Below are 25,165 nucleotides of genomic sequence, written 5' to 3'. Positions count from 1 at the left end.
TGGTTGGGGCCTTCTTTCAAAGATGACCGAAGCCAGACCCCACCGCAATTTCTATGGCCGCCGCAAAGGACATAACCTGCGCGACAGCCAAGAAGCCTATTTGGAACAGGACTTGGCCAAGCTTAGTCCTGGCGCGGTTGATTGGGACGAGAACCCTGATCGGACAGCCCTTGATCTTGAGGCGCTGTTTGGCGGGCGCGATGTTTGGCTTGAGGTCGGGTTTGGCGGCGGCGAGCACATGGTGCACCAAGCCGCGCTGAACCCCAATGTCGGGTTGATTGGTTGCGAGCCCTATATCAACGGCGTGGCCATGCTGCTTGGCAAAATCCGCGCCAGCGGTGTCGCCAATCTGCGGGTTTTTCCGGGCGATGTGCGCGATATGTTTGATGTGCTGCCTGATGCATCAATCGCGCGTGCGTTTTTGCTTTATCCTGATCCGTGGCCGAAGAAACGCCACCACCGCCGCCGTTTCGTGACGCCTGAGCATTTGGAACCTTTAGCGCGGGTTTTGCAGCCCGGCGCGATTTTTCGGGTTGCCACTGATATTCCCGACTATGTCCGCCAGACATTGGAGGAAGTTCCAAAGGCAGGGTTTGAATGGTTGGCCGAACGGCCAGAGGATTGGCGCAAACCTTGGGGCGATTGGATTTCCACCCGTTACGAACAAAAAGCCCTGCGGGAGGGGCGTGTTCCCCATTATCTGACCTTCCGCCGATTGGGGTAATACCCCCAAAGCCTGTGGACGCGGCGGGCTGTCACCGCTATCAGATGGGCCAAGTTAATTTGCGAGGGAATGAAGCATGTCTGCCCACGGAAAACCTATCAAAATGCAGGCGCGGAAATCCGCGGGTTTGTCGGGCGAGGCGCATGTGCCAGGTGATAAATCCATCTCGCATCGCAGCCTTATTTTTGGGGCGATGGCCATCGGGCAGACGCGCATCAAAGGGTTGCTTGAGGGGCAAGATGTTTTGGATACGGCCAAGGCGATGGCCTCTTTTGGTGCGCGTGTCACGCGTATCGGGGATGGCGAATGGCATGTGGATGGCGTTGGTGTTGGCGGCTTTGCCGAGCCTGATCACGTGATTGATTGCGGCAACTCTGGCACAGGCGTGCGTCTGATTATGGGCGCTATGGCCACAACCCCCATTGCGGCCACCTTTACAGGCGATGCAAGCCTCAATAAGCGCCCCATGGCACGGGTCACAGACCCGCTCGCTCTTTTTGGTGCACAGGCCTTTGGGCGCTCAGGCGGGCGCTTGCCGATGACGATTATCGGTGCGGAAACCCCCGTGCCTGTGCGCTATAAGTTGCCTGTGCCCTCAGCGCAGGTCAAATCTGCGGTTCTGTTGGCGGGCTTGAATGTGCGCGGACAAACTGTGGTCATCGAAGAAGAGGCCACGCGGGACCATACCGAACGGATGCTTGCGGGTTTTGGCGCAACGATTACGAGCGAGCAGACCGATGAGGGGCGCGTGATCACCTTAGAGGGCCAACCAGAATTGCGCCCTCAAGATATCACTGTGCCCCGTGATCCCTCCTCCGCGGCCTTTCCAATTTGTGCGGCGCTGATCACGGAAGGTTCAGATGTATTGGTGCCAAATATCGGCCTTAATCCCACCCGCGCAGGTTTGTTTGAAACCCTGATCGAGATGGGGGCGGATTTGACCTATGAAAACATCCGCGATGAAGGTGGAGAGCCTATGGCAGACATCCGTGCGCGTTTCTCACCTGATCTCAAGGGGATCGAAGTTCCGCCTGAGCGCGCCGCAAGTATGATTGATGAATACCCAATTCTGTCGGTCGTGGCCGCGAATGCCACAGGCGCGACTGTGATGCGCGGGGTCAAAGAACTGCGCGTCAAAGAAAGCGACCGCATTGATGCCATGGCCACAGGTCTGCGCGCAAATGGGGTTGAGGTGGAGGATGGCCCTGATTGGTGGATTGTGCAGGGTCGCGGTGCGGGCGGTGTGCAAGGCGGCGGGATATGTGCAACGCATTTGGATCATCGGATCGCCATGTCTTTCTTGTGCTTGGGGCTGTCCACGAAAGAATCCGTGCAAATTGATGATGGCGGGCCAATTACGACTTCATTCCCCATCTTCATTGACCTGATGCGGGGGCTTGGCGCCACGCTTGGCGAGGTGGACGTTTGATTTTCACGGTCGCCATTGATGGGCCTGCGGCCGCAGGTAAGGGCACGATAAGCCGCCGCTTGGCTGATCAATTTGGCTTTGCCCATCTCGATACAGGCCTGCTTTATCGGGCCGTTGGGGCAAAAGTGGCTGATGGCGCCGCGCCTGAGATGGCCGCGCAAAATCTGACAGCCGCCGATCTGGCCCGCACTGATCTGCGCAGCCATGCGGCGGGGCAAGCCGCCTCAAAAGTTGCTGTGATCCCCGAAGTGCGCAGTGCCTTGGTGACATTTCAACGCGAATTTGCGCGTCAAAACGGCGGCGCTGTTTTGGATGGGCGCGACATCGGCACGGTGATCTGCCCCGATGCGGATCTAAAATTATTCGTCACAGCCCGCCCCGAAGTGCGCGCGCATCGCCGCTATTTAGAGCTTGGCGGGGATGAAGCGCAGATCTTGAACGAGATCATTGAGCGCGACAGCCGCGATATGTCGCGTGCAGATGCCCCATTGCGTGCCGCCGAGGATGCGGTGGTGATCGATACCAGCGATTTGGATATTGAGGCGGCTGTTCGCCTTGCGGCAGAACATGTGACAACCCGCCTCAAGGGCTAGTGTGAAAAATGGCCAAAACCCTTGTCATACTGGTGCAATGACTGTATGAGCCACGCAATCAAGCAGACGGTCAACGTCTCGGATTGAGCAGGGTCGGGATATCCTCCGGCCCTTCATCATTTTCGAGGGGGCGATTGAAAACGAAACCAAAGACCTGCGGAGACAACCGCATGGCCCGAATAGCTCTATGAAAAGGAACTGAATATCTATGTGCGCTAAAGCAACTATGGAAGAATTCGAAGCCCTTCTGAATGAAAGCTTCGAGATTGACACCCCCGCAGAAGGTGCGGTTGTCACTGGTAAGGTCATCGCAATCGAAGCGGGCCAAGCCATCATTGATGTGGGCTACAAAATGGAAGGCCGCATCGACCTTAAAGAATTCGCAAATCCCGGCGAGGCCCCCGAAATCGCAGTTGGCGATGAGGTGGAGGTTTACTTGCGCAATGTGGAAAACGCGCGTGGCGAAGCGGTTCTAAGCCGCGAAATGGCCCGCCGCGAAGCCGCATGGGATCGCTTGGAAAAAGCATATGCCGCAGAAGAGCGTGTCGATGGCGCAATCTTTGGCCGCGTCAAAGGTGGCTTTACCGTTGATCTTGGCGGTGCTGTTGCGTTCTTGCCTGGGTCTCAGGTTGACGTGCGCCCCGTGCGGGATGCAGGGCCTTTGATGGGCCTCAAGCAGCCATTCCAAATCCTGAAAATGGATCGCCGCCGTGGCAATATCGTTGTGTCCCGCCGTGCAATCCTTGAGGAAAGCCGCGCCGAGCAGCGCGCCGAAGTTATCGGCAAACTGGGCGAAGGCGACATCGTGGATGGTGTGGTCAAGAACATCACCGAATACGGCGCATTTGTCGATTTGGGCGGTGTTGACGGCCTGTTGCACGTCACCGACATGGCATGGCGCCGTGTGAATGATCCAAAAGAGGTTCTCACAATTGGTGAGACCGTGAAGGTTCAGGTGATCAAGGTCAACAAAGACACCCATCGCATCAGCCTCGGCATGAAGCAGCTGTTGGACGATCCATGGGATTCCGTTGAAGCGAAATTCCCGCTTGAATCCGTTCACATGGGCCGCGTGACCAACATCACCGATTACGGTGCATTTGTTGAGCTGGAGCCTGGCGTTGAAGGTCTGGTGCACGTTTCCGAGATGTCTTGGACAAAGAAAAACGTGCATCCTGGCAAGATCGTTTCGACCAGCCAAGAAGTCGAAGTTATGGTTCTGGAGATCGACAGCTCCAAGCGCCGCGTATCGCTCGGCCTCAAGCAGACCATGCGCAACCCATGGGAAGTGTTTGCAGAAACCCATCCTGTTGGCACAGCGGTTGAAGGCGAGATCAAGAACATCACCGAATTCGGTTTGTTCATCGGCCTCGACAACGACATTGACGGCATGGTTCACCTGTCTGACCTGACATGGGAAGGCCGTGGTGAGGATGTGATCGGCGATTACCGCAAAGGCGATATGGTCAAAGCGGTTGTTACCGAAGTTGATGTTGAGAAAGAGCGTATCTCCTTGTCGATCAAAGCTGTTGATGGCGATCCATTCGCAGATGCAGTTGGCGGCGTGAAGCGTGGCTCGGTCATCACAGTTGTTGTGACTTCGGTCGAAGAAGGCGGTCTGGAAGTGGAATATGAAGGCATGAAATCCTTCATTCGCCGCTCTGACCTCAGCCGCGACCGTGGTGATCAGCGCCCTGACCGTTTCTCGGTTGGTGACAAGATCGATGTGCGCGTAACCAATATCGATGCGAAGACCCGCAAACTTGGCCTGTCGATCAAGGCACGCGAAATCGCCGAAGAAAAAGAAGCGGTCGAGCAGTATGGCTCATCCGATTCTGGTGCAAGCTTGGGCGATATCCTTGGCGCTGCATTGAACAAAGACGAATAATCATCACGCGGGCCTTTGGCCCCGTTATGAGATGGAATTGCCCCGCTCAGCAGAGCGGGGCTTTTTCTTTGTCGGAACGACAGGCTGTCGCAGCCCATAGATTTTTCATCTTTTGCGCCTAATTGATGAACTAAGCATCAATGCGGGCAGGGCAGAGATGCATGATTTTATGCCGAAAGGTTGCCCGATGGACGTTGCAGACACGCTCTTGCTGTCGCGAATTCAATTTGCCGCGAATATCTCGTTTCATATCTTGTTTCCCACGATCACCATCGCCTTGGGGTGGGTGCTTTTGTATTTCCGTCTGCGGTTTTGGCGCACGGGCGAGGCGCGGTTTATGGCGGCCTATCTGTTTTGGGTGAAAATCTTTGCCCTGACCTTTGCCATGGGGGTGGTGTCTGGGATCACCATGTCCTTCCAATTCGGCACGAATTGGCCAGGCTTTATGGAAATTGTGGGCAATATTGCAGGGCCTCTATTGGCCTATGAGGTGTTAACCGCGTTTTTCCTTGAGGCGGCTTTTGTCGGCATCATGCTGTTTGGGGCCAGCCGTGTGCCTGCGTGGCTGCACATCTTGGCCACGGGCTTGGTCGCCTTTGGCACGACTTTATCCGCGTTTTGGATTTTGGTGTTGAACAGTTGGATGCACACGCCTGCAGGGTTTGAGATGATTGATGGCGTGGCGCATGCTACTGATTGGGCGGCGATTATCTTCAACCCCTCAATGCCCTATCGCCTGTTGCATATGCTTTTGGCATCAGGGCTGACAGTGGCCTTCCTGATGGCCGGCTTGGCGGCCCTGCGCTGGCTCTGGGGGGATCGTGCGGCAGAACTGCGCGTGATGCTGCGCACGGGTCTTGTGATGGCCGCTGCATTGATCCCACTGCAAATTCTGGCGGGCGATTTACATGGTCTTAACACGCTCGAACATCAGCCGCAAAAGGTTGCCGCAATGGAAGCGAATTGGGAGACGCAAGGGAATGTGCGCTTGGTTCTTTTCGCTTTGCCAGATGAGGCGGCTCGCGAAAATCGCTTTGAGATTGCCATCCCAAATGGCGCCTCATTGATCCTGACGCATAGTTTTGATGGTGTCGTTCCGGGGCTGAATGATTTTATTGCCGAGGATGGCACAGCCCTACACCCGCCTGTCGCGCCTGTGTTCTTTTCGTTTCGCGTGATGGTGGCCACAGGCTTTGCCATGTTGTTCCTGTCATGGGGGGCATTGGTCTATATGCGCCGCGGGCGTGTTGCGGGTGAAGCCCTCTCGCCCGAAGGGCTGCCAAACCTAATGCTTTATGCGCTCGTGCCAATGGCGCTGTCGGGATGGGTGGCTACCCTTGCGGGGTGGTATACAACCGAGATCGGGCGGCAGCCTTGGTTGGTGCAAGGCGTGGTCACAACCGCTGAGGCCGTGGCCGAGGTGCCCGCACCGATGGTGATGGGAACGCTGATTGTTTATCTGGCGATCTACGCGGCGCTTTTGGCCGCTTATGTGGGCGTATTGGTCTATCTTGCGCGCAAGGCGGCCATGGGGCAGGGCGGGGCGCGCCCTGCACGCCCGCAACAGGGCCTTGAAGCTGCATTGGTTGCGGGGGAATAGGGCGTGCTTGATCTCTTTGGTGATCCAAATATTTGGCTGCCGTGGGCCTTTGCCTCGCTGATGGGGTTCTCGATCTTGGTCTATGTGACCTTGGATGGGTTCGACCTTGGCGTGGGGTTGTTGTTCCCCTTCGCATCTGCCGAAGAAAAAGACCGCATGATTGCCTCCATCGGCCCGTTTTGGGACGCGAATGAAACATGGCTGGTTTTGGCTGTCGGGTTGCTTTTGGTGGCCTTTCCAGTGGCGCATGGGATCATTTTGACCGCGCTCTATCTGCCCGTTTTCGTGATGTTGGCGGGCCTCATCCTGCGCGGGGTTGCTTTTGAATTCCGCGCCAAGGCAAGCCTTCGGTTTAAATCCACTTGGAACCGTGTGTTTTTTGCAGGCTCGTTGATGACCTCTTTGGCGCAAGGATTCATGTTGGGCCTTTATATCCTTGGCCTTGAATATACAGGGGCGCATGTGTTTTTCGCGATATTGACAGCGGGCTGTTTGACAGTGGGCTATAGCTGCATTGGGGCGATGTGGTTGATTTACAAAACCGATAGCGGGCTACAAGCCAAGGCAATCACATGGGGCAAGCGCAGCCTCTGGGGTGTGATCCTTGGAATTGGATTGGTTTCTGCGGCAACACCATTGGTGTCGCTGCGCATCTTTGAGAAATGGTTCAGCTATCCTTCATTTCTCTATCTCGCGCCTTTGCCAATTCTCTCTGTCTTATTGGTGGCTGTTTTATGGGTTATGCTCAGGCGCATGCCATTCAAGGGGGATCACGCGTCTTGGGCGCCTTTCGCAACAGCGAGCGCGCTTTTTGCGATGGCCTATATCGGGCTGGCCTATAGTTTTTACCCCTATGTGGTGCCCGAACGATTGACCATATACGAGGCGGCATCCGCCCCCGAAAGCCTGCTGATTATCCTGATCGGCGCCTTGTTCGTGGTGCCAATCATTATCGCCTATTCAATCCTTACCTATGTGATCTTTCGCGGCAAGGCGACAGCCCTCAGTTACGACTAGGTTCAGAAAGAAACCGCAACATTGGGCAGGCGCAAATCTTTGATTAGGTCGCGCAGTTCTTGCTTTGCGGCGAGGTTTGAGATGTTCAGCTTGTCAACGCCAACCTCTTTCAAATCAAGAAGGGTCAGGCCCGATGGGAATAGCTCGCGAAAAATCACGCGCTCGGCAAAGCCCGAGCTGACGCGAAACCCGATCCGCTTGGCCAAGGCCTCCATCGCTGCGCCGACTTTGCGCTTATTGTGCATCTCTTGCGCGCCGAGGCGGTTGCGCAGCACGATCCAATCAAACGGCTTAAGCCCCGCCTGCGCGCGCAATTTGCGCGAATGCCAGACCATTTCGGAATATACGCTTGGGCCTGTGATGTCGTAAGTTTCGGGATCAACCCGCGCCAAAAGATCAAAATCAACAAAGCTGTCATTCATGGGCGTCACCAAGGTATCCGCCATGGAATGGGCGACTTGGCTGAGCCGTGTATGCGATCCGGGGCAGTCGATAACGATGAAATCGACCTGGTTTTCCATGCCCGCAACCGCCGCCGACAGGCGTTTGTCGAAAATATTCTCACCTTCGTCCAAGGATGCAGGGTCAATTTCTGGCAGTGTCATCAAAATCGGGCAAGGCAAAGAGATTGCACGTTTTTGCATCGTGGCTTGGCGGTTTTCGATATAGCGGTGGAAACTGCGCTGCCGCAAATCCAGATCTAGACCACCAACCTTAAACCCCTCGCGCACCAGTGCTGTGGCCACATGCATGGTTGTGGTCGACTTGCCCGAACCGCCCTTTTCATTCCCGAATACGATAATATGCGCCAAAACGAACCTCACTTACCCCACTGCGCACCCGATATTGTGGGCGCATTCCGTTGATCCTCAATATACGGAAGGAATGCTGCGCTGTTAAGCAGGAAAGACATTTAACTTATGGCTAAAATGAAAAACACCGCCCCAAAGGGACGGTGTTTTGAAACAGTTAGGTGCGTTTGGATTAGAAACCCAGACCTTCGTATTTCTTTTTGAACTTGGAAACGCGGCCGCCTGTATCCATCAAGCGCGCGCCACCACCTGTCCATGCAGGGTGCACAGAAGGGTCAATATCCAGCGCAAGCGTATCGCCCTCGGAACCCCAAGTGGATTTCATCTGAACAACGGTGCCATCGGTCATTTTGACATCGATGACGTGGTAATCGGGATGGATGTCTTTTTTCATCGTCTAAGCCCTTCTTACGCTTCGGCGTTATCGCTGAGTTCGCGATAGTTTGTTTTCTCGGCGATACGGGCCGACTTACCACGGCGATCACGCAAGTAGTACAGCTTCGCGCGGCGAACACGGCCGCGGCGCACCACTTCGATTGAATCGATATTGGTCGAGTAGAGGGGAAATACGCGCTCTACGCCTTCACCAAATGAAATTTTGCGAACAGTGAACGAACCTGCGATCCCTTTGCCGTTTTTACGGCTGATGCAAACGCCTTCATACATCTGCACACGAGAACGCGACCCTTCGGTCACTTTAAAGCCAACGCGAATGGTGTCGCCAGCTTTGAAATCGGGAATGGTCTTCCCAAGGGCGGCAATCTGTTCCGCCTCGATTTGTGCGATCAGATCCATTGGATCTTCTCCTCTAAATGCTCGCGGTTGCTCCGCGAAGGTGTGGTCGCATCTGAGAGCTCTGGTCTTCGACCGGATCCACCTGTTCCCATATGGGGGTGTCCGCCAGAGGTCACGCTGACTTTCCTAATGTGATCTTTGGCCAATCTGCCTTGCGCCGAAGTTCCGCAAAAGCGCGGGGACGAAGCCCCAAGAAAAACCAAAGAGGCCCGATCAGCCGATTCCGACTGCGGACGGATGGCGTATAGGCTGCAAATCCCAAAGGATCAAGCCTTATCGCGCCCTGTCTTGCCCTGTTTAGAGAGATATTCCGCCCAAAGATCAGGGCGGCGCGATTGCGTCAAAGCCTCGGCTTGGGCATGGCGCCACTCGGCAACGCGGGCGTGATTGCCAGATGTCAAAACCTCGGGGATCACCATCCCACGCCATTCAGCGGGGCGGGTATAGTGCGGATGCTCCAACAGGCCATTGGAAAAACTTTCTTCTTGGGTCGAGTCAAAATTTCCCAAGACACCCGGAATAAGGCGAATGGTGGCATCCAGCACCGCTTGGGCGGCAATCTCGCCGCCCGTCAGAACAAAATCACCTAGTGAGATTTCTTCCATCTCGTAATGGTCAATCACACGTTGATCCACCCCTTCGAACCGCCCGCACAACAGGGTCATGCCGTCACAGCCCGCAAAGCGCGCGGCATCGGCCTGTGTAAAAGGCCGCCCCCGAGGTGACAGATAGACACGTGGCCATCTTGCAGGCTCAGGTGGTGTGTTATCAGCGGCCATGTCCATGGCGCGCCCCAAAATGTCGGGACGCAAGACCAGCCCTGCGCCGCCCCCTGCGGGCGTATCATCAACATTGCGGTGCTTGCCCTCGCCGAAGATGCGCAGGTCGATAGTGTCTAATGCCCAAAGACCGCTTTGCAATGCCTTACCCGTCAGCGAGCCCCCCAAGACACCTGGAAACATGTCAGGGAAGAGTGTGATGACCTTCGCGCACCATGCGTCCTTCAGGCGCTGCGGCCCCATCAAGTCCCGAGGGGTGGCATTGGCGGAAATCGACAGACGGCCATAGCTGCGGGGTGGTTTAGACGTCATCGTCAAACAAGCCTTCTGGCGGATCAATCACAATGCGCTTGGCGCTGAGGTCGACTGTGGGCACAACCGCCTGTGTAAAAGGCACAAGAACGCTGCCCTTGTGATTGGGCACGCTGCGCAGTTCGAGAATATCACCTGCGCCATGGTTCAAAACGGCCGCCACCTTGCCGCGCGCCGCGCCGCCTGTGTCGACCACGTTAAGACCGAGAAGGTCGCTGTGATAAAACTCATCATCAGGAAGGGCGGGCAGGGCCGTGCGCGGTGCAAACAGACGCGTGCCGCGAAGGCCATCTGCCGCTTCTTTTGTCATCACCCCAACAACCCGCGCGGCAAAGCCACCTTTGACGGCACGGGTGATTTTAAGATCAAAGCTGCGGTCGCCTTTTTCAGAAAACAGTGGCGTGTAAGTGCCGATATCTTCGGGATTGGCGCAAAAACTTTTGAGGCGCACTTCACCGCGCACGCCAAAGGAGCCTGCAATCGCACCGACACAAATCAGGTTTTGATCGCTCATTCCACGGGGCCCTCTCTTAGGCATAACCGATCTGCGCTGACCCAGTCGCCCGAAAGGGCAAGACAGGCCGCTTGCGCATTGCGCCGTTCTTCAACGCGCCCACCTATATAGGCGAAAAGGCAGAGGATCGAAATTAGGATCAGGCGGCGCATTTAAGATACTCAAAGCCACATCTACGCTTGGCCCTAAGGCCGCCTTGCCCCCAATACACAACAAGCGGGGGCAAGGCAGGGGGCTGATTACTCAGCCTTTGCTTCTTCTGCGGCTTCCTCAGCGGCAGGCGCTTCTTCAGGTGCAGCTGCTTCTTCAACAACGGCCTCTTCTGCGGGCGCCTCTTCTGCGGCAGGTGCAGGTGCGGCTGCTGCTTCGGCTGCTTCTGCGGCCTTAGCGGCTTTTTCTTCTGCGCGCTCTTGTGCCTTTTTGCCTGGAACAGCTTTGTTCGGGTTGTTGCGGGTTTTCGCGGCCAACACGCCAGCTGCTTCCAAGAAACGGCTTACGCGGTCGGTGGGCTGTGCACCCTGCTCGAGCCAGTATTTCACGCGCTCCATGTTCATTTTCACGCGTTCTTCGCTGTCTTTTGCCAAGAGCGGGTTATATGTGCCGAGCTTCTCGATGAAGCGGCCATCGCGCGGCATGCGGCTGTCAGAGGCCACGATGCTGTAGAATGGGCGCTTTTTCGAGCCACCACGGGCCAAGCGGATTTTCATTGCCATGTTAGTCTTCTCCTTCGGATAGATGATCGGGGCGTCTTTGTTTATTGCCCGTTTTCAATGTGTTGTTCATGGTGACGGATGACCTCCTGAATGATGAATTTCAGAAAGGTCTTGGCGAATTCTGGGTCGAGGTCTGCCTCCTCAGCCAAACGCTCAAGCCGTGCGATTTGTTTGGCTTCGCGGTCTGGGTCGGAAGGGGGCAAATCATGCTGTGCCTTCAACTTCCCTACGGCTTGGGTGTGCTTAAACCGCTCGCCAAGAGTATAGACGAGGATTGCGTCCAAGCGATCAATCGAGGCGCGATGTTCCTTGAGCAGCGCTGCGGCGCGGGCGGCTGTATCGGTCATGATGCGATCCCTTTATTTCTTTTTGCCAAAGCCTGTCAGGGGCGGCAGACCACTGCCGCCACCCAGGCCGCCAAGCCCCATCTTGCGGGCTGCGGCCTCCATCGCTTTGGGATCCATTGCTGAAGGATCCATGCCCGCCAAATCTTTGGGTGCGCCTTTGCCCATTAATGCGCCAAGGCCCTGCTTGAGCATCCCGCCTTTGCCCATTTTGCCGAGCTTCTTCATCGCATCGGCCATTTGGCGGTGCATTTTCAAAAGCTTGTTCAGGTCAGAGACATCTTGCCCCGCGCCTGCGGCAATGCGCTTTTTGCGGCTTGCCTGCAAAAGGTCAGGGTTGGCCCTTTCCCGCTTTGTCATGGATTGGATCAGCGCGATCTGGCGTTTGATCACCTTGTCATCAAGCCCAGCATCATCAAGCTGCTTTTGCATCTTGGCCATGCCCGGCATCATCGACATCATGCCCTGCATCCCGCCCATTTTCAGCATCTGCTCTAACTGGCCTTTAAGGTCGTTCATGTTGAACTGACCTTTTTGGAAGCGCTTCATCATGCGCTCGGCCTGTTCAGCCTCAAGGGTTTCTTGGGCTTTTTCAACAAGGGCCACGATATCGCCCATGCCTAAGATGCGGCCAGCGACACGCTGTGCTTCGAATGTCTCGAGCGCCTCGAGCTTTTCACCCAATCCCACAAAGCGGATCGGTTTGCCCGTGATGGCGCGCATCGACAGTGCCGCGCCGCCGCGACCATCGCCGTCCATACGGGTCAAAACGATGCCAGACACGCCAATTTTATCGTCAAATTCCTGCGCAACATTCACCGCATCTTGGCCCGTGAGGCCATCTACGACCAAGAGTGTCTCGCGCGGGTTGGCAATGTCACGCACGGCTGCGGCCTGCGCGATCAGGTCTTGATCAATATGCAAACGCCCTGCGGTGTCGAGGATATAGACATCATAGCCGCCAAGCCCCGCTTGGGTTTTGGCGCGCTTTGCAATCGTCTCAGGGTTTTCACCTTGGATGATGGGCAGGGTATCCACGCCAATCTGTTGGCCAAGGATGGCCAACTGCTCCATCGCGGCAGGGCGGTTTGTGTCAAGGGATGCCATCAACACGCGCTTGCCTTCGCGCTCCTTCAGGCGCTTGGCCAGTTTCGCGGTTGTTGTGGTTTTCCCTGAGCCTTGCAGACCCACCATCAGGATGGGTGCAGGCGGGTTGTCGATTTTCAGTGCGCCAATCTCGCCTTCGCCCTGAAGCGTGGCGATCAATTCGTCATGCACAATTTTGACGACCTGTTGACCAGGGGTCACCGATTTGGTCACCGCAGCACCTGTGGCCTTTTTCTCGACCGCGCGAATAAATTCCCGCGCCACGGGCAAAGAAACATCTGCCTCAAGCAAAGCCACCCGCACTTCGCGCAGGGCTGTTTTCACATCATCAGCAGACAAAGCGCCTTGCTTTGTCAGCCCCTCAAAGACCGAGGAGAGGCGTTCTGAAAGTGTTTCAAACATTGGCCAAGGCCCCTTTGTAACGTCATCTCTTTGGTGATCTGTGCATCAGGCCACCGTATTGCAATGCACCAAGGCCCCCGTGGGCGAAACTCGCTGACGGGGGGCGATCTTGGACATATCCTAAGACCAGAAAGCCAAAGCTTGCTGGAAGTTGCGCTGCTCTTACGCGCGCGAAGAGGGGAATGTCAAGCCTTCGCGCCTTAGTTCAAATGGCGCAAGAGCCGCGCATGACGATCAAAGGCCGTGATCAACTGCCCCAAATTTTGAATATCTGTCGCTTCAAGCATGGGCAACATCTTCACAAAGGCCCGCGCCGTTCCCAATGTGTCGCCAAGTGCGGTATGACGGGCATTGTCGGGTATGCGGATGCTGAGGCGGTCACATAGCGCGTCCAATGTGTGTTCCGCAGACTGACCAAAAAGGATGGCTGAACACAGAACAGTGTCTAAAATCGGCTGATCAAAACGCGCGCCAATGGCCCCTTCCCGCCGCTGTAGAAAGGCCATGTCAAAGGGGGCGTTATGGGCCACAAGAACCGCGCCATCGGCAAAGCGATGAAACCGCGATAAGGCATCAACAACCGATGGGGCCTCTGCCACCATCTCATTGGTGATGTGATGCACCGCTGTTGAGGCCGCAGGGATTTTGCGCGCAGGGTTGACCAATGTATCAAAGCGTTCGCTCTCGACCAATTTGCCGTTTACGATCCGCATCGCGGCAATCTGACAGATTTCATCAACTTGCGGGTTTAACCCGGTGGTTTCTGTATCGAACACCACGAAAGACAAGTTTTTCAGCGGGGCCTGTGACAGCTCAGCAGGCAGTGCGGTTTGCAACAGGTCAAAATCATATTGGATCACGCGCGGCGTTGGCAGCGTTTCGGGGGCGGCGGCTAGGGACAGGCTGATCCGTTGATCTGTGGCTTCGATCTTGGCGCCGTGGCTGCGCAAAACATCGGCCCCCGCAAAGCGTGAATGGCCCGTGATCAGGGGGCTGTCTAACCAATCATTGAGCCGTGCCGCGTCAGGGGCCTTTGCATCTCCCTGCAGGTCAAGAATGGCCTCTCCCTCTGACAGTCGGGCCGCAAGTCGAATCTCAGACGCCCCCGCGCCAATCCACGACAGCGTCAGGCGCTCTAACAAGCGGCTGATGGCAAAGCCATCGGCGCGCATTCGCAAGTCAGGCAGCGCGTCATACTGCAGTTGGATATCCTTTTGCGCCAAGCGCGTGGCAAGCGCGATTGCAATATCGGATAGGTCAAGCTGCTCAAGGGGCCACCATGCTGTATCGGTTTTGGCTTTTTCTTTTTGCACATCGTGCAACGTCTTTTCCAACTGCGCACGCGGCGCCCCTTGGGGCAGGTCTGGCAAAACGGCACCCACGGCCTCAATTAAATCGGCGAACAAAGCCTCGCGCATGCCATGCAGTGCCAAATCCTTGGATCGGTCTTGCAAGCACAAGAGATAGGCAGGATCGGCTGTTTCCTGACCTTCGAGCCAGAATAAGCGCATCCGTGCCTCGAAAAGGCGGGCATCGTGGCGGGTTGTTACCAAAATATCCGTGCCCTTGGCGCTCTGTGCGCGCAACAGCCTGCCATAAGCCTCGCGCAAGGGGGCCATGCGCAAAAGCTGATCAAGGGGGCGGTTCAGACCCAACCCCTCATCATCATTGAAGAGGTCCCGCATCTTGCCATTGTAAAGCGCGATTTTATGGTCAGGCGTGCAGAACACGACCCCATCGGGAATTTCGGCTAGTAAGGTTTCAAGCCGCTGCTTCTCAAGGCCGAGCCGTGCTGTTTCACGCCCCACGGCCAATGCCATTGCGTTGCGCGTTTCGGTCAAATGCGCGGCAACAGCCGCAGCAGCAGGGGCTAAATCACCCAAATATCGCGCATAGTTTGGATTGATTTCATCATCCACATCGGCATGGGCGCGGGCGCGCATATCCGCGGCCAATGCCTCAAGGGGGCGGGCGACATACTCATCGAACTTCGTCCAAACCCAAGCAGACAGGCCGATAATTGCAAATGCCCCAACTGCCCCTGCGGTGATAAAGGCCGATAGCGCGTGATCCTCGCCCAAACGAACATACCCAATCACCAGACCCGCGGTCAGCAGGGCCGCGCCCCCAAGGGCCAAGAGCGCAAAGAACAAAAAGATGCGCAAACGCAAACTAAGATGGGTGAACATGGGCGTGCGGGCCTCCTCCTCCCGCAGCGGTGACGCGGCCTAGCCGCCCAGAGTTGGGCAGACCACCGCAATCAACGGATCATCCGCGGAAACCGCTAACCAATCGGCATTCTCGGCGCGGCCATCGGCATCAAAACTGGTGGTTGGAAAAATCTCTGCGCGGGCGGGGGTCGTGCAATCCACCAAGATGGGCTTGATGATCGCGGGCTGCCACCGCTCGTGCAGGCGCGTTTGCACAACCCATTGGCCCGAGCCTTCGACTGTTTCGACAGTCTCTGAGGGGGTAACTGCGACAAAGCCTTTGATCCATGGCTTCACATATGTCCACGGCTGCCAAACAGCGCGCTGTTCGCGGGTGGCGATCATTACAGTGTCTGAGGGCAGGGTGGCCATGACGCCGCGCGCCCATGAATATTCGAGGGATATTGTGGTCAGGATCATCGCCAGCCCCGCGCCTGCAGGCACGAACCATTTTGGTATCCGCTCTCCTATCAGGCGGCGCAGGCCATAGGCGATGCCTGCCCCTGCAAAGGCTGAGGACAGTGCCGCAATAAGGACGAGGAACATTTGCATTTCGTTGGTCTTTCTCTTTTCGTGACAACCAAAAACAGGTGCGGGGGTTATAGAAATCCGCTGCGCTGTCCGATTGCCGATTGCATTGTTTTAATCACAACGAAGGCATCGCGGAGATGACTTCGATCAAAATCGGATAAATAAGCAGGCGCCATGAAATTATCGGGCGCGTGGCCATTGCGGATTTGGCGCGATTGATGCGCAAGCCGCGCTTCCGCGATCATGTCATAGGCATCCAATAAATCCCGTCCGCCCGAGGCAGAAACCGCACCTCCGTCAATTGCGGCAACCAAGCGCGCGCGGGTGTTTACTTCGGTCAACTGTCCTTTCAGCGCATAGATGCGCCCCAAATTCACCACGGGCACAACGCCGTTATGCTTGAGATCAATGCGATCTTTATGCTCGCCCGACCGCACAGTGGCAAAGCCTCGAAAGAGACTAAGCGGGGGCGTATGCTGGAGCGAATTGGAAATCATATGAGCCACAAAAATCGAATTTCCCGAAGCCTCTGCAAGGGTCGAGGCGTGAAGATCGTCAAACAAGGCCATCGTCCCACCAATGGGCCGCAGGTCAAACATCACCGATGCCAACATCTGCGCCTCGGTGTCGGGTTTGTTGATCCATTTCGAGAAATAGTTTCGCCAAACGCGTAAGGGTTGCCGCCAACGTGCGGCGGTCGCCATCATATCACCTGGGCAGTAGAAATAGCCTGCCTCGTCTAAACCATCCGAGACGAATTTTGCCAAAGCGGCGAAATAAGCGTCATCTTCTGGGCGCATGGCATCGTCTATGATTAGGCAATTGTCTTGGTCGGAAACGCCCGTTTGTTCTTGCCGACCTTGGCTGCCGCAGGCCAGCCACAGATAGGGCACAGGCGGCGGCCCAAGATGGTCTTCGGCAAGTTTTAGCAACCGCCGGGTCGCGGCATCGCCGATATCGGTGATCAGGCGAGTGACCACCTGATGATCATTATTTGCCCCAACCAATTGCATCAAAAGGGCAGGGATGCCTTTTACATATTTGGCAATTTCTGCGCTATTCGCGGCATAGGCGATATCCATGATGATTGAGGCGGAACTGGTCGCCTGAAAGCGCATCATATCGGTCTGGCTTAATATGCCTTCGGGCTGCCCGCGATCCATGACGGGCATATGGGTAAACCCATGCTCGACCATCAAATGCAGCGCATCAGCCACAAGGGCGGAGGCGGGCAAGGTCTTGGGGTCGCGCGTCATCACTTCAGCCACGGCCGTGTCTGATGGCAGCCCCGCCGCCATCGCGCGATTGGTTAAGTCGCGTGTGGTGATGATCCCTTGCAGCGCCCCCTTTTCGGAGGTGACAAGCAAGCAAGAGACGCGGTGATCCCGCATCTTCTGCGCGGCGCTCAGCAAGCTGTCTTGCGCTGTGCAGGTCAGAGGATTGCGCGTCATTAAATCGCCCAAGGTTTGGGTCGACAATGCACTGCGCTTGGCGCGGGCCGGGCGGGTGCGGTCAAAGAAATCGAGAAAGGCGGGGTGCTCTTTCACCAATTTATGGAAAAGTGGCGCCGAGATCTCCAAAAGTTCGGTTGGTTTCACGGCGGTTGCGGTGACAGGCGCAATACCATCGCGCATCAAGCCACGCTCTCCGAAGGAGTTTTTTGGGCCGAGGATCGAGACCAGTTCACCATTGGGTTCGGTGATATCAACCTGCCCTGACACGATGAGGTAAAGCGCCTCAAGCGGCGCGCCCGCGTGATAAATCACAGCGCCCGCTTTCGCCATGGAGCGGTTCACCTGCCCTGCCAGTTCCGCCAGATAATCATGCGGTAAGCTGTCATAGGGGTGCGTTTGTGACAGAAGTGTCAGGATTTCTTTTGGCATCTGGATCTGGGTCTGTTTGGTCGGTCTGGCTCAGCCTAGACTATTTATGAAAAAGGCGCATCCCGATTGATCGGAATGCGCCCATTTTTCTTAAGGGGTAGCCCCTAAGTGATCAAAGGATCACTTGTTGATGGCTGCACCTGCGCCACGTGGGATACGTACGGATTCCACGAGGTCTTGGATCTCCTGCGGAGGCTCTGCTGTCACGCGGGATACTGCGAATGCAACCGCAAAGTTCAGCAATGCGCCCACTGGCCCGAAATGGGTTGGTGGGATGCCGAACAGGTAGTTCGCTGCAGTGTTATCCAGCATGTTGGTGCCTGGGATGAAGAACCAACCCAAGAATGTGAACAGGTAGAGACAGGTTGAAATCAGACCTGCAAGCATACCTGCTGTTGCACCTGCGGAGTTCATGCGCTTGGAGAAGATACCCATCATCAGTGTTGGGAACAGCGAAGCTGCTGCCAGACCGAATGCCAGAGCCACGGTTTGCGCCGCGAAGCCTGGAGGGTTCAGACCAAGATAGGTTGCCAAAGCAATCGCGCCTGCCATCGAGATACGGGCGGCCAGCAGCTCGCCTTTTTCGGAGATGTCAGGATTGATCACCGACTTGATCAAGTCGTGGCTGATGGCAGAGGAGATCGCCAACAGAAGACCCGCCGCTGTGGACAGAGCCGCTGCCAGACCACCTGCCGCGATCAGAGCGATAACCCAACCTGGCAACTGTGCGATTTCTGGGTTTGCCAGAACGAGGATGTCACGGTTGAAGGTCACAAGCTCGTTGCCTGCCCAACCACGCTCGGCTGCCATTTCAGCCATACCAGCACCATTTTCGTTGTAGTACTGGATCAGGCCATCGCCGTTCTTGTCTTCAACAGCCAGAAGGCCAGTGACCGACCAAGTGTTGAACCAATCAGGCAGATCAGCTTGTGCAACAGGCTCACCTTCAACGCCATTTGGCCACATGGTGGTCATGATGTTCAAACGTGCCATAGCACCTACCGCAGGAGCGGTCAGGTAAAGCAGCGCGATGAACACCAACGCCCAACCAGCAGACCAACGTGCGTCAGCCACTTTGGGAACGGTGAAGAAGCGAATGATAACGTGGGGCAGACCCGCGGTACCAATCATCAGCGACAAGGTGAACAACGCCATCAACCATGGGCTAGAGCCTGTGGTGTAAGCATTGAAGCCCAAATCTGTCAGCAAGCCGTCCAATGTGGTCAGCAGAGGCTGGCCAGAGGCGGTGTGCTCGGAGAAGAGGCCGAGGCTTGGGATTGGGTTACCCGTCAGTTGCAGCGAGATAAACACAGCAGGGATCGTATACGCTGTGATCAGAACGCAATACTGCGCCACCTGCGTATAGGTGATGCCCTTCATGCCGCCCAAAACCGCGTAAACGAAAACGGTTGCGGATGCGATGTAGAGACCTGTTGTGCTGTCCACTTCGAGGAAGCGGGAGAAGGCCACGCCAGCGCCAGTCATCTGACCGATAACATAGGTCACAGACATAACGATCAGCGAGATAACGGCCACAACGCGTGCAGTCTGGCTGTAGAAACGGTCACCTACGAATTCAGGAACCGTATACTTGCCGAACTTGCGCAAATAGGGCGCAAGAAGCATCGCCATAAGCACGTAACCACCCGTCCAGCCCATGAGGAAGGTTGAGTTGTTATAGCCTACGAATGCGATCAGACCTGCCATCGAGATGAAGGAGGCCGCCGACATCCAGTCAGCTGCAGTTGCCATACCGTTGATGACAGGGTTAACACCACGCCCTGCGGCGTAGAATTCAGATGTGGAACCCGCGCGGGCCCAAATCGCGATACCGAAGTAGAGCGCAAACGACAGCCCCACAACGATAATATTGAGTGTTGTTTGATCCATAATCTGGCCCGTCCCTTACTCTTCGTCCACGCCATATTCTTTGTCTAATTTGTTCATACGCGCGGCGTAGAAGAAAATCAGAACAAGGAATACGAGGATTGAACCTTGCTGAGCAAACCAGAAGCCCAGATCTGTGCCACCCACCGCGATGCCGCTAAGCATCGGGCGGAAAAGAATAGCAAAGCCATAGGAACACAGCGCCCAGATCACCAAGCATAGGGTGACCAAGCGGATGTTCGCGGCCCAGTATTCAGAGTTATTTGCCTTTTCGGCCATTGATATCTCCCTTCGGTTTCTAACCAGTGAGGCACTGCCCCAACGGTGACATCTGACGCCGCCTCCTCCTAAGGCGCCGACAGAATTCTTTTGCCCAATTACGCCCCAGTAAGGTGGGACACGATCTTGCCAAGTGCCTTGGCAATATCGTCAATAGCCCCCATAGCCGCGACTTTGCTAAGCGTGCCGCGGGCATTGTAATACTCGATAAGGGGGGCCGTTTGGGCATGATATGCCGACAGGCGCGTGCGCACTGTTTCGGCATTATCATCAGGGCGGCGCTTAAACGAGCTGCCCTGACATTTGTCACAAACACCCGCTGTTGCGGGTTGCTTGAATTCGTCATGATATCCTTCGCCACAATCGGCGCAGGTATAGCGACCCGATACGCGGGCCACCATCGCGTCATCATCCACCTCAAGGCTGATGACAGCGTCAATCTGCTGGTTGCGTGCCGCCAAAAGGCCATCAAGTGCCTCGGCTTGCGCTGCAGTGCGGGGGAAACCATCCAGAATTGTGCCTGCGGCCACATCGGGCTGCTGAAGGCGTTCTTCGAGAACGGCGAGCACAATCTCATCCGAGACCAACTCGCCCTTTTCCATAACCGATTTCGCGGCCAAGCCTGCGGGTGTGCCTGCATTGACTGCGCCACGCAGCAAGTCACCAGTGGACAGCTGCACAAGCCCGAATGCATCTTCTAGCATGCGGGCTTGGGTGCCCTTCCCAGCGCCCGGAGGCCCGAGAAGGATTAAGTTAACTGGTCGTGTCATCGTATCTGCCGTCATTTACTGAATTCCACGCGTTACTTAACGATGCGATTGGCGATGAGGTCATCCACCACGCTTGGATCTGCCAAGGTCGATGTGTCACCAAGGCTGCCGAAATCGTTTTCGGCAATCTTACGCAAAATGCGGCGCATGATTTTCCCCGACCGCGTTTTGGGCAGGCCAGGTGCAAATTGCAGCGCGTCTGGTTTTGCAATTGGGCCGATCTCTTTACGCACCCAATTGGTCAATTCTGCCCGCAATTCTTCGGAGGGCTCTTCGCCCGCCATCAACGTGACGTAGCAGTAGATCCCCTGACCTTTGAGATCATGGGGGAAGCCCACCACTGCGGCCTCGGATACTTTTTCATGTGCCACGAGCGCCGATTCAACCTCGGCTGTGCCCATGCGGTGGCCCGACACGTTGATCACATCATCCACGCGGCCCGTGATCCAGTAATAGCCATCTTCGTCACGGCGGCATCCGTCCCCTGTGAAGTAATAGCCTTTATAGTCACTGAAATAAGCCTGCACAAAGCGATCAGGATCACCCCACAGGGTGCGCATCTGGCCAGGCCAGCTGTCTTTGATACACAAAACGCCTTCTGCGGCGGTTTCGTGGATTTCTTGACCAGTGGTGGCATCCAACAGCACGGGCTGAACGCCGAAGAATGGATTTGTCGCTGAGCCTGGCTTAAGTTTGGTGGCACCTGGCAGAGGCGTAATCAAATGGCCGCCCGTTTCGGTCTGCCACCATGTGTCAACAATGGGGCAGTTCCCCTTGCCAACAACGTCATTATACCAATTCCATGCTTCGGGGTTGATAGGCTCGCCCACCGACCCCAAAAGTTTGAGGCTAGAGAGATCATATTTGGTCACGAATTCATTACCCTGACCCATCAGCAAACGAATGGCTGTAGGGGCGGTGTAGAATTGGTTCACTTTGTGCTTTTCACAAACAGCCCAGAAACGGCCCGCGTCTGGATAGGTTGGCACGCCTTCAAACATCAAGGTTGTCGCGCCATTCGCAAGCGGGCCGTAGATGATATAGCTGTGGCCTGTCACCCAACCCACATCGGCGGTACACCAGAACACATCGCCATCATGATAGTCGAACGTGTATTGATGCGTCATCGCGGCATAAGTCAGATAGCCACCTGACGTATGAACAACACCCTTCGGCTTGCCCGTTGAGCCCGAGGTATAAAGAATGAAGAGCGGATCTTCAGCGTTCATTTCTTCCGCAGGGCAGGCGGTGGATTGGCCCGCAGAAGCCTCATGATACCAGATATCGCGACCATCGGTCCAAGTTACATCTTGACCTGTGCGCTTCACGACCAAGCATTTCACATGATCATCACAATGCAAAAGCGCCTTATCCACGTTAGATTTCAGATCGGTCACGCGACCGCCGCGGGGGGCGCCGTCCGAAGTGATGACAACCCGTGCTTCCGAGTCATTGATCCGATTTGCCAATGCGTCAGGCGAGAAGCCCGCGAAGACCACGGAGTGGATCGCGCCGATGCGCGCGCAGGCAAGCATGGCATAGGCGGCCTCGGGGATCATCGGCAAATAGAGAACAACACGATCACCGCGCTTAACGCCCAATGATTTCAGGGTGTTGGCAAAACGGCCCACTTCATCGCCAAGCTGTGCGTAGGTGATATGCTGCGCGGCTTCGTTGGGATCGTCTGGTTCAAACAAAATCGCGGTCTGATCGCCGCGCGTTGCCAAATGGCGATCAATGCAGTTTGCCGCTACGTTCAGCGTGCCGTCCTCATACCAACGGATATCTACATTGTCATAGGCAAAGGAGGTGTTTTTGACCTTGGTGTAGGGCTTGATCCAATCAAGGCGCTTGCCTTGTTCGCCCCAAAACGCCTCAGGATCGGAAATGGAGGCCTCATACATTGCTGTGTATTTATCCGCGTCAATATGCGCGCCAGCAAGAAGGTCAGGGAATTTCGAAGTCGTTGGCAATGTAGTTCTCCCTCAAAGGTGGCGGCGCGGATGTCGTTTGACAAAGGGTGCCGCGCCGCAGCTTGGGTGTCGCTCACCCCGATCCCTTCGTGGAAATATGGCGGTTCGTGCTTGTTCAACGTAAACAAACGACACAAACGCAGCTCATGTGATGACTAAAACAGATCCTCCCCGATCCCCAAATTTTGCGTCCTTGCCCCCTCCATTGGGCGGTTTCGCAAAGTCGACAGCGGCCCCATCCTTGGCCTGATTTCCCGATCAGGCACACCGCTATCAATCACAAACAGTTTACAACAAGTTTTTGGCTTCAGAAGGAATACATCCTGATTCCCACGATTTCTGTGTAACAAATTTACACTGCGTTGCGGAATTTGTAAATTTATTAACAATATTCGAAAATTTCCTTGGAAAACATACCTAGTTTGGTGGCGAGCATATTTAAACCATAGGTTGTATTTGCGCGTTTTTAGAGAGTTAGCGCTAAATTCTGCGCTGCGGCGCAACCCCAACATGTGGTGTTTTTCCTGATTATCGGTTGATGGAGGGCCAAAACCGCGCGCGAGTCACCCGAAATTGAGGGCGCTAAAGCACACGGAAATCCGCCCCCAGCCAAGGCATCCTTTGCAGGGCTGGCGCGATGAACAGCTTTTGTGAAAGATCGCGGATCAGGTTCGCCATTTCACTGGGAATGGCGCCCGTCCAGTCATCGGTGCAATAGAGCATGATCTGGCGCGGTTGCGCGGGCGCGGGCAAGGGGTAGGTGTCAATCCCATCTGCAAATCGCTCGCCCCGCATCAGGCTCAGGGGCGTTGTAATGGTGAAGCCAAGTCCTGCCGCCACAAGGGCCGAAATGGATTGGTTCGAGTCGATCTCAAATCTGCGACTAACCTGCATATCATGCGCCTGAAGATACTCATCAATATGCTGCGCCATAACCTGCGCAGGGTCGCGACCCAAAAAAGCAAGCCCGCCCAAGTCTTCGAACCTTCCCTCAAAAGCATATCCTTTTGGGAGGGCCAAAATATAGGGATCCTGCAAAATCGGGTGCGCTACGATATCGGCGGGCGCGGTCTGCGGTGCGGCGCAAATGATCATATCAAGGTTCCGCTTGGCCAACATATTCAGCAAGATGTGGCTCGCCCCAGTTTGCAGGCGAAATTTACAATCGCTGAGCGTCTCGGCCAAACGTGCGGCTAATTGTGGGGTTAGATCATTCTCAAAATCATCAATGACCCCAAGACCTAGGGCGGATATGCCCGATAGGTTCAAGCGGCTCAGATCTTTTTGCCCTGCACGCAGCGCGCCAAGCGCCACTTCCACCCGTTTTAGGAACAACCGCCCCGCAGGTGTCAGGCCAATAGGCCGCCTGCGGGTGTCAATCAATTCAACCCCCACCGCCAAAGATAAATTGCGCAGTTGTTGCGAGGCGGCGGGCACGGATAGACCCATCTCCTCGGCCGCATCGGACAGCGATCCCGTGCGCGCCATGACCTCGAAGGTCTCAAGGCTCTTGAGGCTGATCCCCTTAAGATCGGGTCGCGTCATGCGGCGATGATCCGTTCCAATAGCGCCTGAGGCACAGCGACCCCTTCTGTCAGCGCGGTTTCAAATTTTTGCCTGCGCGAAAGCGCCTGCAACCTATTGGGGGCATCGGCAAGAAGGGCTTGGGTGAATTGCTCAAGCGCCGATACCTGCCCGTATGATTGCGGCTTGATGGCAAAAAGACAATGCCCCATGCGCAGCGGCCCGCTGCTTGGATCATCAGGGTCACTGATCATGGCCGAGGCCCCCGCCCCAACAAGGCTGAGCACGAGAATTTCGACCATCACCGCAATATTGAACCCGTAGCCGCCCTGAACAGGCAAGATGCTGCCCTCAATCGCTGCGCGCGGGTTTTGCGTGGCGCGCCCGTGATCATCAAGCGCAAGCTGGGGCGGCAGCGTGGTTCCTGATTTGATGTGATCAAACACAGTGTCGCGCGATATCGCGGCTTGGCCTTGTTCAAAAATCAACACACCTTGTCCGCGCTTGTCAGGGACTGCCAGTGCAATTGGATTATCCCCCAAAGTTGGGGGCAAGGGCGGGTTTGTGCTGATGCAGGCCGTGTCGGTCGATAGCGCCAAGCTCACATAGCCGCGCCGCGCAACGTCTTCGGCCATCTGCGGCAGAAATCCTGGGCTATGGCCATTGGCAAAGGCCAAACACGCCGTCCCTTCCGCCTCGGCGATCTGCAGAAACTCGGGCAGGGCCAGATCAAAGGCCGCGGGCAAAAAGCCGTTGGCGATGTCACAATGTAACCGCACGCCTTGTCTGGGCTGCACTTTCGGCATCGCCCCCCCATCACAGCGACCAAGCGCCAGATCCTCAAGGCAATGCAATAAATAGCGAAGGCCTGCGCGGGCGCGTCCTTCAGCTTCGGCGCGGGCGATGCGGCGTGCAAGAGGTTTGGCTTGATGTGTTTTGGCCGACAATCTGCTGAGGCTGTCAAAACTCAGCGCTTCTAAATCGGCAAGGCTTAGCCGTTGATTGTTTTCGTCTTGCTGCTCATTCATACTCTGTCGCCTTTTACACTGCGGCTCAACATTGAGCCTCTATGGGACAGA

General features: G+C 55.9%; 22 protein-coding genes and 1 pseudogene. 6 read left to right on the top strand and 17 right to left on the bottom strand.

All coding sequences use genetic code 11. The features are described from left to right. The first annotated feature begins 22 nt into the window (after nucleotides 1-22). The 6 genes from trmB (at nucleotide 23) to AAC620_RS09565 (ending at nucleotide 7,251) form a co-directional block, all read left to right on the top strand. Entirely contained in the window at nucleotides 23-724 is a 702-nt protein-coding gene (gene trmB, locus AAC620_RS09590) for a tRNA (guanine(46)-N(7))-methyltransferase TrmB (RefSeq protein ID WP_340244561.1), read from the top strand. 76 nt (nucleotides 725-800) lie between these two features. Further along, on the top strand, nucleotides 801-2,153 hold the full coding sequence (gene aroA, locus AAC620_RS09585; RefSeq protein WP_340244559.1) for a 3-phosphoshikimate 1-carboxyvinyltransferase: 1,353 nt from the start codon (nucleotides 801-803) through the stop codon (nucleotides 2,151-2,153). Further along, nucleotides 2,150-2,746: a (d)CMP kinase gene (locus AAC620_RS09580; RefSeq protein ID WP_340244557.1), complete on the top strand. Its 597-nt coding sequence runs from the start codon at nucleotides 2,150-2,152 to the stop codon at nucleotides 2,744-2,746. The genes aroA and AAC620_RS09580 overlap by 4 nt, the downstream gene beginning before the upstream one ends. Before the next feature lie 208 nt (nucleotides 2,747-2,954). Beyond that, nucleotides 2,955-4,634 carry a 30S ribosomal protein S1 gene (gene rpsA, locus AAC620_RS09575; RefSeq protein WP_340244555.1) on the top strand — a complete coding sequence of 560 codons (1,680 nt, stop codon included), beginning with the start codon at nucleotides 2,955-2,957 and terminating at the stop codon, nucleotides 4,632-4,634. 187 nt (nucleotides 4,635-4,821) lie between these two features. Then, nucleotides 4,822-6,234, top strand: a complete 1,413-nt coding sequence (locus tag AAC620_RS09570) for a cytochrome ubiquinol oxidase subunit I (protein WP_340244554.1) — start codon at nucleotides 4,822-4,824, stop codon at nucleotides 6,232-6,234. A gap of 3 nt (nucleotides 6,235-6,237) precedes the next feature. Next, complete coding sequence (locus AAC620_RS09565; RefSeq protein ID WP_340244553.1) at nucleotides 6,238-7,251, top strand: cytochrome d ubiquinol oxidase subunit II; 1,014 nt, start codon at nucleotides 6,238-6,240, stop codon at nucleotides 7,249-7,251. Between the two features lie 2 nt (nucleotides 7,252-7,253). On the opposite strand, the gene AAC620_RS09560 is transcribed toward AAC620_RS09565, so the two are convergent. From AAC620_RS09560 to AAC620_RS09480, 17 genes and pseudogenes are all read right to left on the bottom strand, one after another. Continuing rightward, nucleotides 7,254-8,063, bottom strand: a complete 810-nt coding sequence (locus AAC620_RS09560; protein WP_340244551.1) for a division plane positioning ATPase MipZ — start codon at nucleotides 8,061-8,063, stop codon at nucleotides 7,254-7,256. A 172-nt stretch (nucleotides 8,064-8,235) separates the two neighbouring features. Further along, nucleotides 8,236-8,457, bottom strand: coding sequence for a 50S ribosomal protein L31 (rpmE, locus tag AAC620_RS09555; protein WP_317655736.1), 222 nt, complete (start codon nucleotides 8,455-8,457; stop codon nucleotides 8,236-8,238). Between the two features lie 14 nt (nucleotides 8,458-8,471). Next, entirely contained in the window at nucleotides 8,472-8,858 is a 387-nt protein-coding gene (rplS, locus tag AAC620_RS09550; protein ID WP_317655735.1) for a 50S ribosomal protein L19, read from the bottom strand. A 266-nt stretch (nucleotides 8,859-9,124) separates the two neighbouring features. Then, on the bottom strand, nucleotides 9,125-9,949 hold the full coding sequence (gene trmD, locus AAC620_RS09545) for a tRNA (guanosine(37)-N1)-methyltransferase TrmD (protein WP_340244549.1): 825 nt from the start codon (nucleotides 9,947-9,949) through the stop codon (nucleotides 9,125-9,127). Next, complete coding sequence (gene rimM / locus AAC620_RS09540) at nucleotides 9,939-10,463, bottom strand: ribosome maturation factor RimM (protein WP_340244548.1); 525 nt, start codon at nucleotides 10,461-10,463, stop codon at nucleotides 9,939-9,941. Before rimM ends, trmD begins: the two co-directional genes overlap by 11 nt. A 317-nt stretch (nucleotides 10,464-10,780) precedes the next feature. Continuing rightward, nucleotides 10,781-11,176, bottom strand: a pseudogene (gene rpsP / locus AAC620_RS09535) (30S ribosomal protein S16); the annotation flags it as partial. Nucleotides 11,177-11,217: 41 nt separating this feature from the next. Then, nucleotides 11,218-11,523 carry a chorismate mutase gene (locus AAC620_RS09530; RefSeq protein ID WP_317655731.1) on the bottom strand — a complete coding sequence of 102 codons (306 nt, stop codon included), beginning with the start codon at nucleotides 11,521-11,523 and terminating at the stop codon, nucleotides 11,218-11,220. 12 nt (nucleotides 11,524-11,535) lie between these two features. After that, the gene (gene ffh, locus AAC620_RS09525) at nucleotides 11,536-13,029 is read right to left on the bottom strand and encodes a signal recognition particle protein (RefSeq protein ID WP_340244546.1); all 1,494 of its coding nucleotides are present in this window, start codon (nucleotides 13,027-13,029) and stop codon (nucleotides 11,536-11,538) included. A gap of 200 nt (nucleotides 13,030-13,229) precedes the next feature. After that, on the bottom strand, nucleotides 13,230-15,218 hold the full coding sequence (locus AAC620_RS09520) for a 3'-5' exonuclease (RefSeq protein WP_340244544.1): 1,989 nt from the start codon (nucleotides 15,216-15,218) through the stop codon (nucleotides 13,230-13,232). 39 nt (nucleotides 15,219-15,257) lie between these two features. Further along, nucleotides 15,258-15,785: a hypothetical protein gene (locus AAC620_RS09515; protein ID WP_340244543.1), complete on the bottom strand. Its 528-nt coding sequence runs from the start codon at nucleotides 15,783-15,785 to the stop codon at nucleotides 15,258-15,260. A 53-nt stretch (nucleotides 15,786-15,838) separates the two neighbouring features. Continuing rightward, complete coding sequence (locus tag AAC620_RS09510) at nucleotides 15,839-17,653, bottom strand: DUF294 nucleotidyltransferase-like domain-containing protein (protein ID WP_340244541.1); 1,815 nt, start codon at nucleotides 17,651-17,653, stop codon at nucleotides 15,839-15,841. A 120-nt stretch (nucleotides 17,654-17,773) separates the two neighbouring features. Continuing rightward, nucleotides 17,774-19,543 carry a sodium:solute symporter family protein gene (locus AAC620_RS09505; RefSeq protein WP_317655726.1) on the bottom strand — a complete coding sequence of 590 codons (1,770 nt, stop codon included), beginning with the start codon at nucleotides 19,541-19,543 and terminating at the stop codon, nucleotides 17,774-17,776. Between the two features lie 15 nt (nucleotides 19,544-19,558). After that, entirely contained in the window at nucleotides 19,559-19,819 is a 261-nt protein-coding gene (locus AAC620_RS09500) for a DUF4212 domain-containing protein (protein WP_317655725.1), read from the bottom strand. A 98-nt stretch (nucleotides 19,820-19,917) separates the two neighbouring features. Continuing rightward, complete coding sequence (locus tag AAC620_RS09495) at nucleotides 19,918-20,604, bottom strand: adenylate kinase (RefSeq protein WP_340244538.1); 687 nt, start codon at nucleotides 20,602-20,604, stop codon at nucleotides 19,918-19,920. Between the two features lie 17 nt (nucleotides 20,605-20,621). Then, a complete protein-coding gene (gene acs / locus AAC620_RS09490) occupies nucleotides 20,622-22,562 on the bottom strand; it encodes an acetate--CoA ligase (protein ID WP_317655723.1) in 1,941 nt (646 codons plus the stop codon). Nucleotides 22,563-23,144: 582 nt separating this feature from the next. Beyond that, complete coding sequence (locus tag AAC620_RS09485) at nucleotides 23,145-24,107, bottom strand: LysR family transcriptional regulator (protein WP_340244537.1); 963 nt, start codon at nucleotides 24,105-24,107, stop codon at nucleotides 23,145-23,147. Beyond that, nucleotides 24,104-25,114 (bottom strand): Ldh family oxidoreductase, encoded by a 1,011-nt coding sequence (locus tag AAC620_RS09480; protein ID WP_340244536.1) that lies wholly within the window; start codon nucleotides 25,112-25,114, stop codon nucleotides 24,104-24,106. Before AAC620_RS09480 ends, AAC620_RS09485 begins: the two co-directional genes overlap by 4 nt. Between the last annotated feature and the right edge of the window lie 51 nt (nucleotides 25,115-25,165).

Source organism: Roseobacter sp. HKCCA2468, from assembly GCF_037805105.1.
In the GTDB taxonomy this organism is placed as follows: Bacteria; Pseudomonadota; Alphaproteobacteria; order Rhodobacterales; family Rhodobacteraceae; genus M30B80.
This window is presented reverse-complemented; position numbering and strand designations above follow the sequence as displayed.

Bases quoted from the DNA above. Each gene is read 5' to 3' on its own strand.
- trmB (WP_340244561.1), top strand. From the start codon at position 23: ATGACCGAAGCCAGACCCCACCGCAATTTCTATGGCCGCCGCAAAGGA.
- aroA (WP_340244559.1), top strand. From the start codon at position 801: ATGTCTGCCCACGGAAAACCTATCAAAATGCAGGCGCGGAAATCCGCG.
- rpsA (WP_340244555.1), top strand. From the start codon at position 2,955: ATGTGCGCTAAAGCAACTATGGAAGAATTCGAAGCCCTTCTGAATGAA.
- AAC620_RS09570 (WP_340244554.1), top strand. From the start codon at position 4,822: ATGGACGTTGCAGACACGCTCTTGCTGTCGCGAATTCAATTTGCCGCG.
- rpmE (WP_317655736.1), bottom strand. From the start codon at position 8,457: ATGAAAAAAGACATCCATCCCGATTACCACGTCATCGATGTCAAAATG.
- rplS (WP_317655735.1), bottom strand. From the start codon at position 8,858: ATGGATCTGATCGCACAAATCGAGGCGGAACAGATTGCCGCCCTTGGG.
- trmD (WP_340244549.1), bottom strand. From the start codon at position 9,949: ATGACGTCTAAACCACCCCGCAGCTATGGCCGTCTGTCGATTTCCGCC.
- rimM (WP_340244548.1), bottom strand. From the start codon at position 10,463: ATGAGCGATCAAAACCTGATTTGTGTCGGTGCGATTGCAGGCTCCTTT.
- AAC620_RS09530 (WP_317655731.1), bottom strand. From the start codon at position 11,523: ATGACCGATACAGCCGCCCGCGCCGCAGCGCTGCTCAAGGAACATCGC.
- ffh (WP_340244546.1), bottom strand. From the start codon at position 13,029: ATGTTTGAAACACTTTCAGAACGCCTCTCCTCGGTCTTTGAGGGGCTG.
- AAC620_RS09520 (WP_340244544.1), bottom strand. From the start codon at position 15,218: ATGTTCACCCATCTTAGTTTGCGTTTGCGCATCTTTTTGTTCTTTGCG.
- AAC620_RS09515 (WP_340244543.1), bottom strand. From the start codon at position 15,785: ATGTTCCTCGTCCTTATTGCGGCACTGTCCTCAGCCTTTGCAGGGGCA.
- AAC620_RS09510 (WP_340244541.1), bottom strand. From the start codon at position 17,653: ATGCCAAAAGAAATCCTGACACTTCTGTCACAAACGCACCCCTATGAC.
- AAC620_RS09505 (WP_317655726.1), bottom strand. From the start codon at position 19,543: ATGGATCAAACAACACTCAATATTATCGTTGTGGGGCTGTCGTTTGCG.
- AAC620_RS09500 (WP_317655725.1), bottom strand. From the start codon at position 19,819: ATGGCCGAAAAGGCAAATAACTCTGAATACTGGGCCGCGAACATCCGC.
- AAC620_RS09495 (WP_340244538.1), bottom strand. From the start codon at position 20,604: ATGACGGCAGATACGATGACACGACCAGTTAACTTAATCCTTCTCGGG.
- AAC620_RS09485 (WP_340244537.1), bottom strand. From the start codon at position 24,107: ATGACGCGACCCGATCTTAAGGGGATCAGCCTCAAGAGCCTTGAGACC.
- AAC620_RS09480 (WP_340244536.1), bottom strand. From the start codon at position 25,114: ATGAATGAGCAGCAAGACGAAAACAATCAACGGCTAAGCCTTGCCGAT.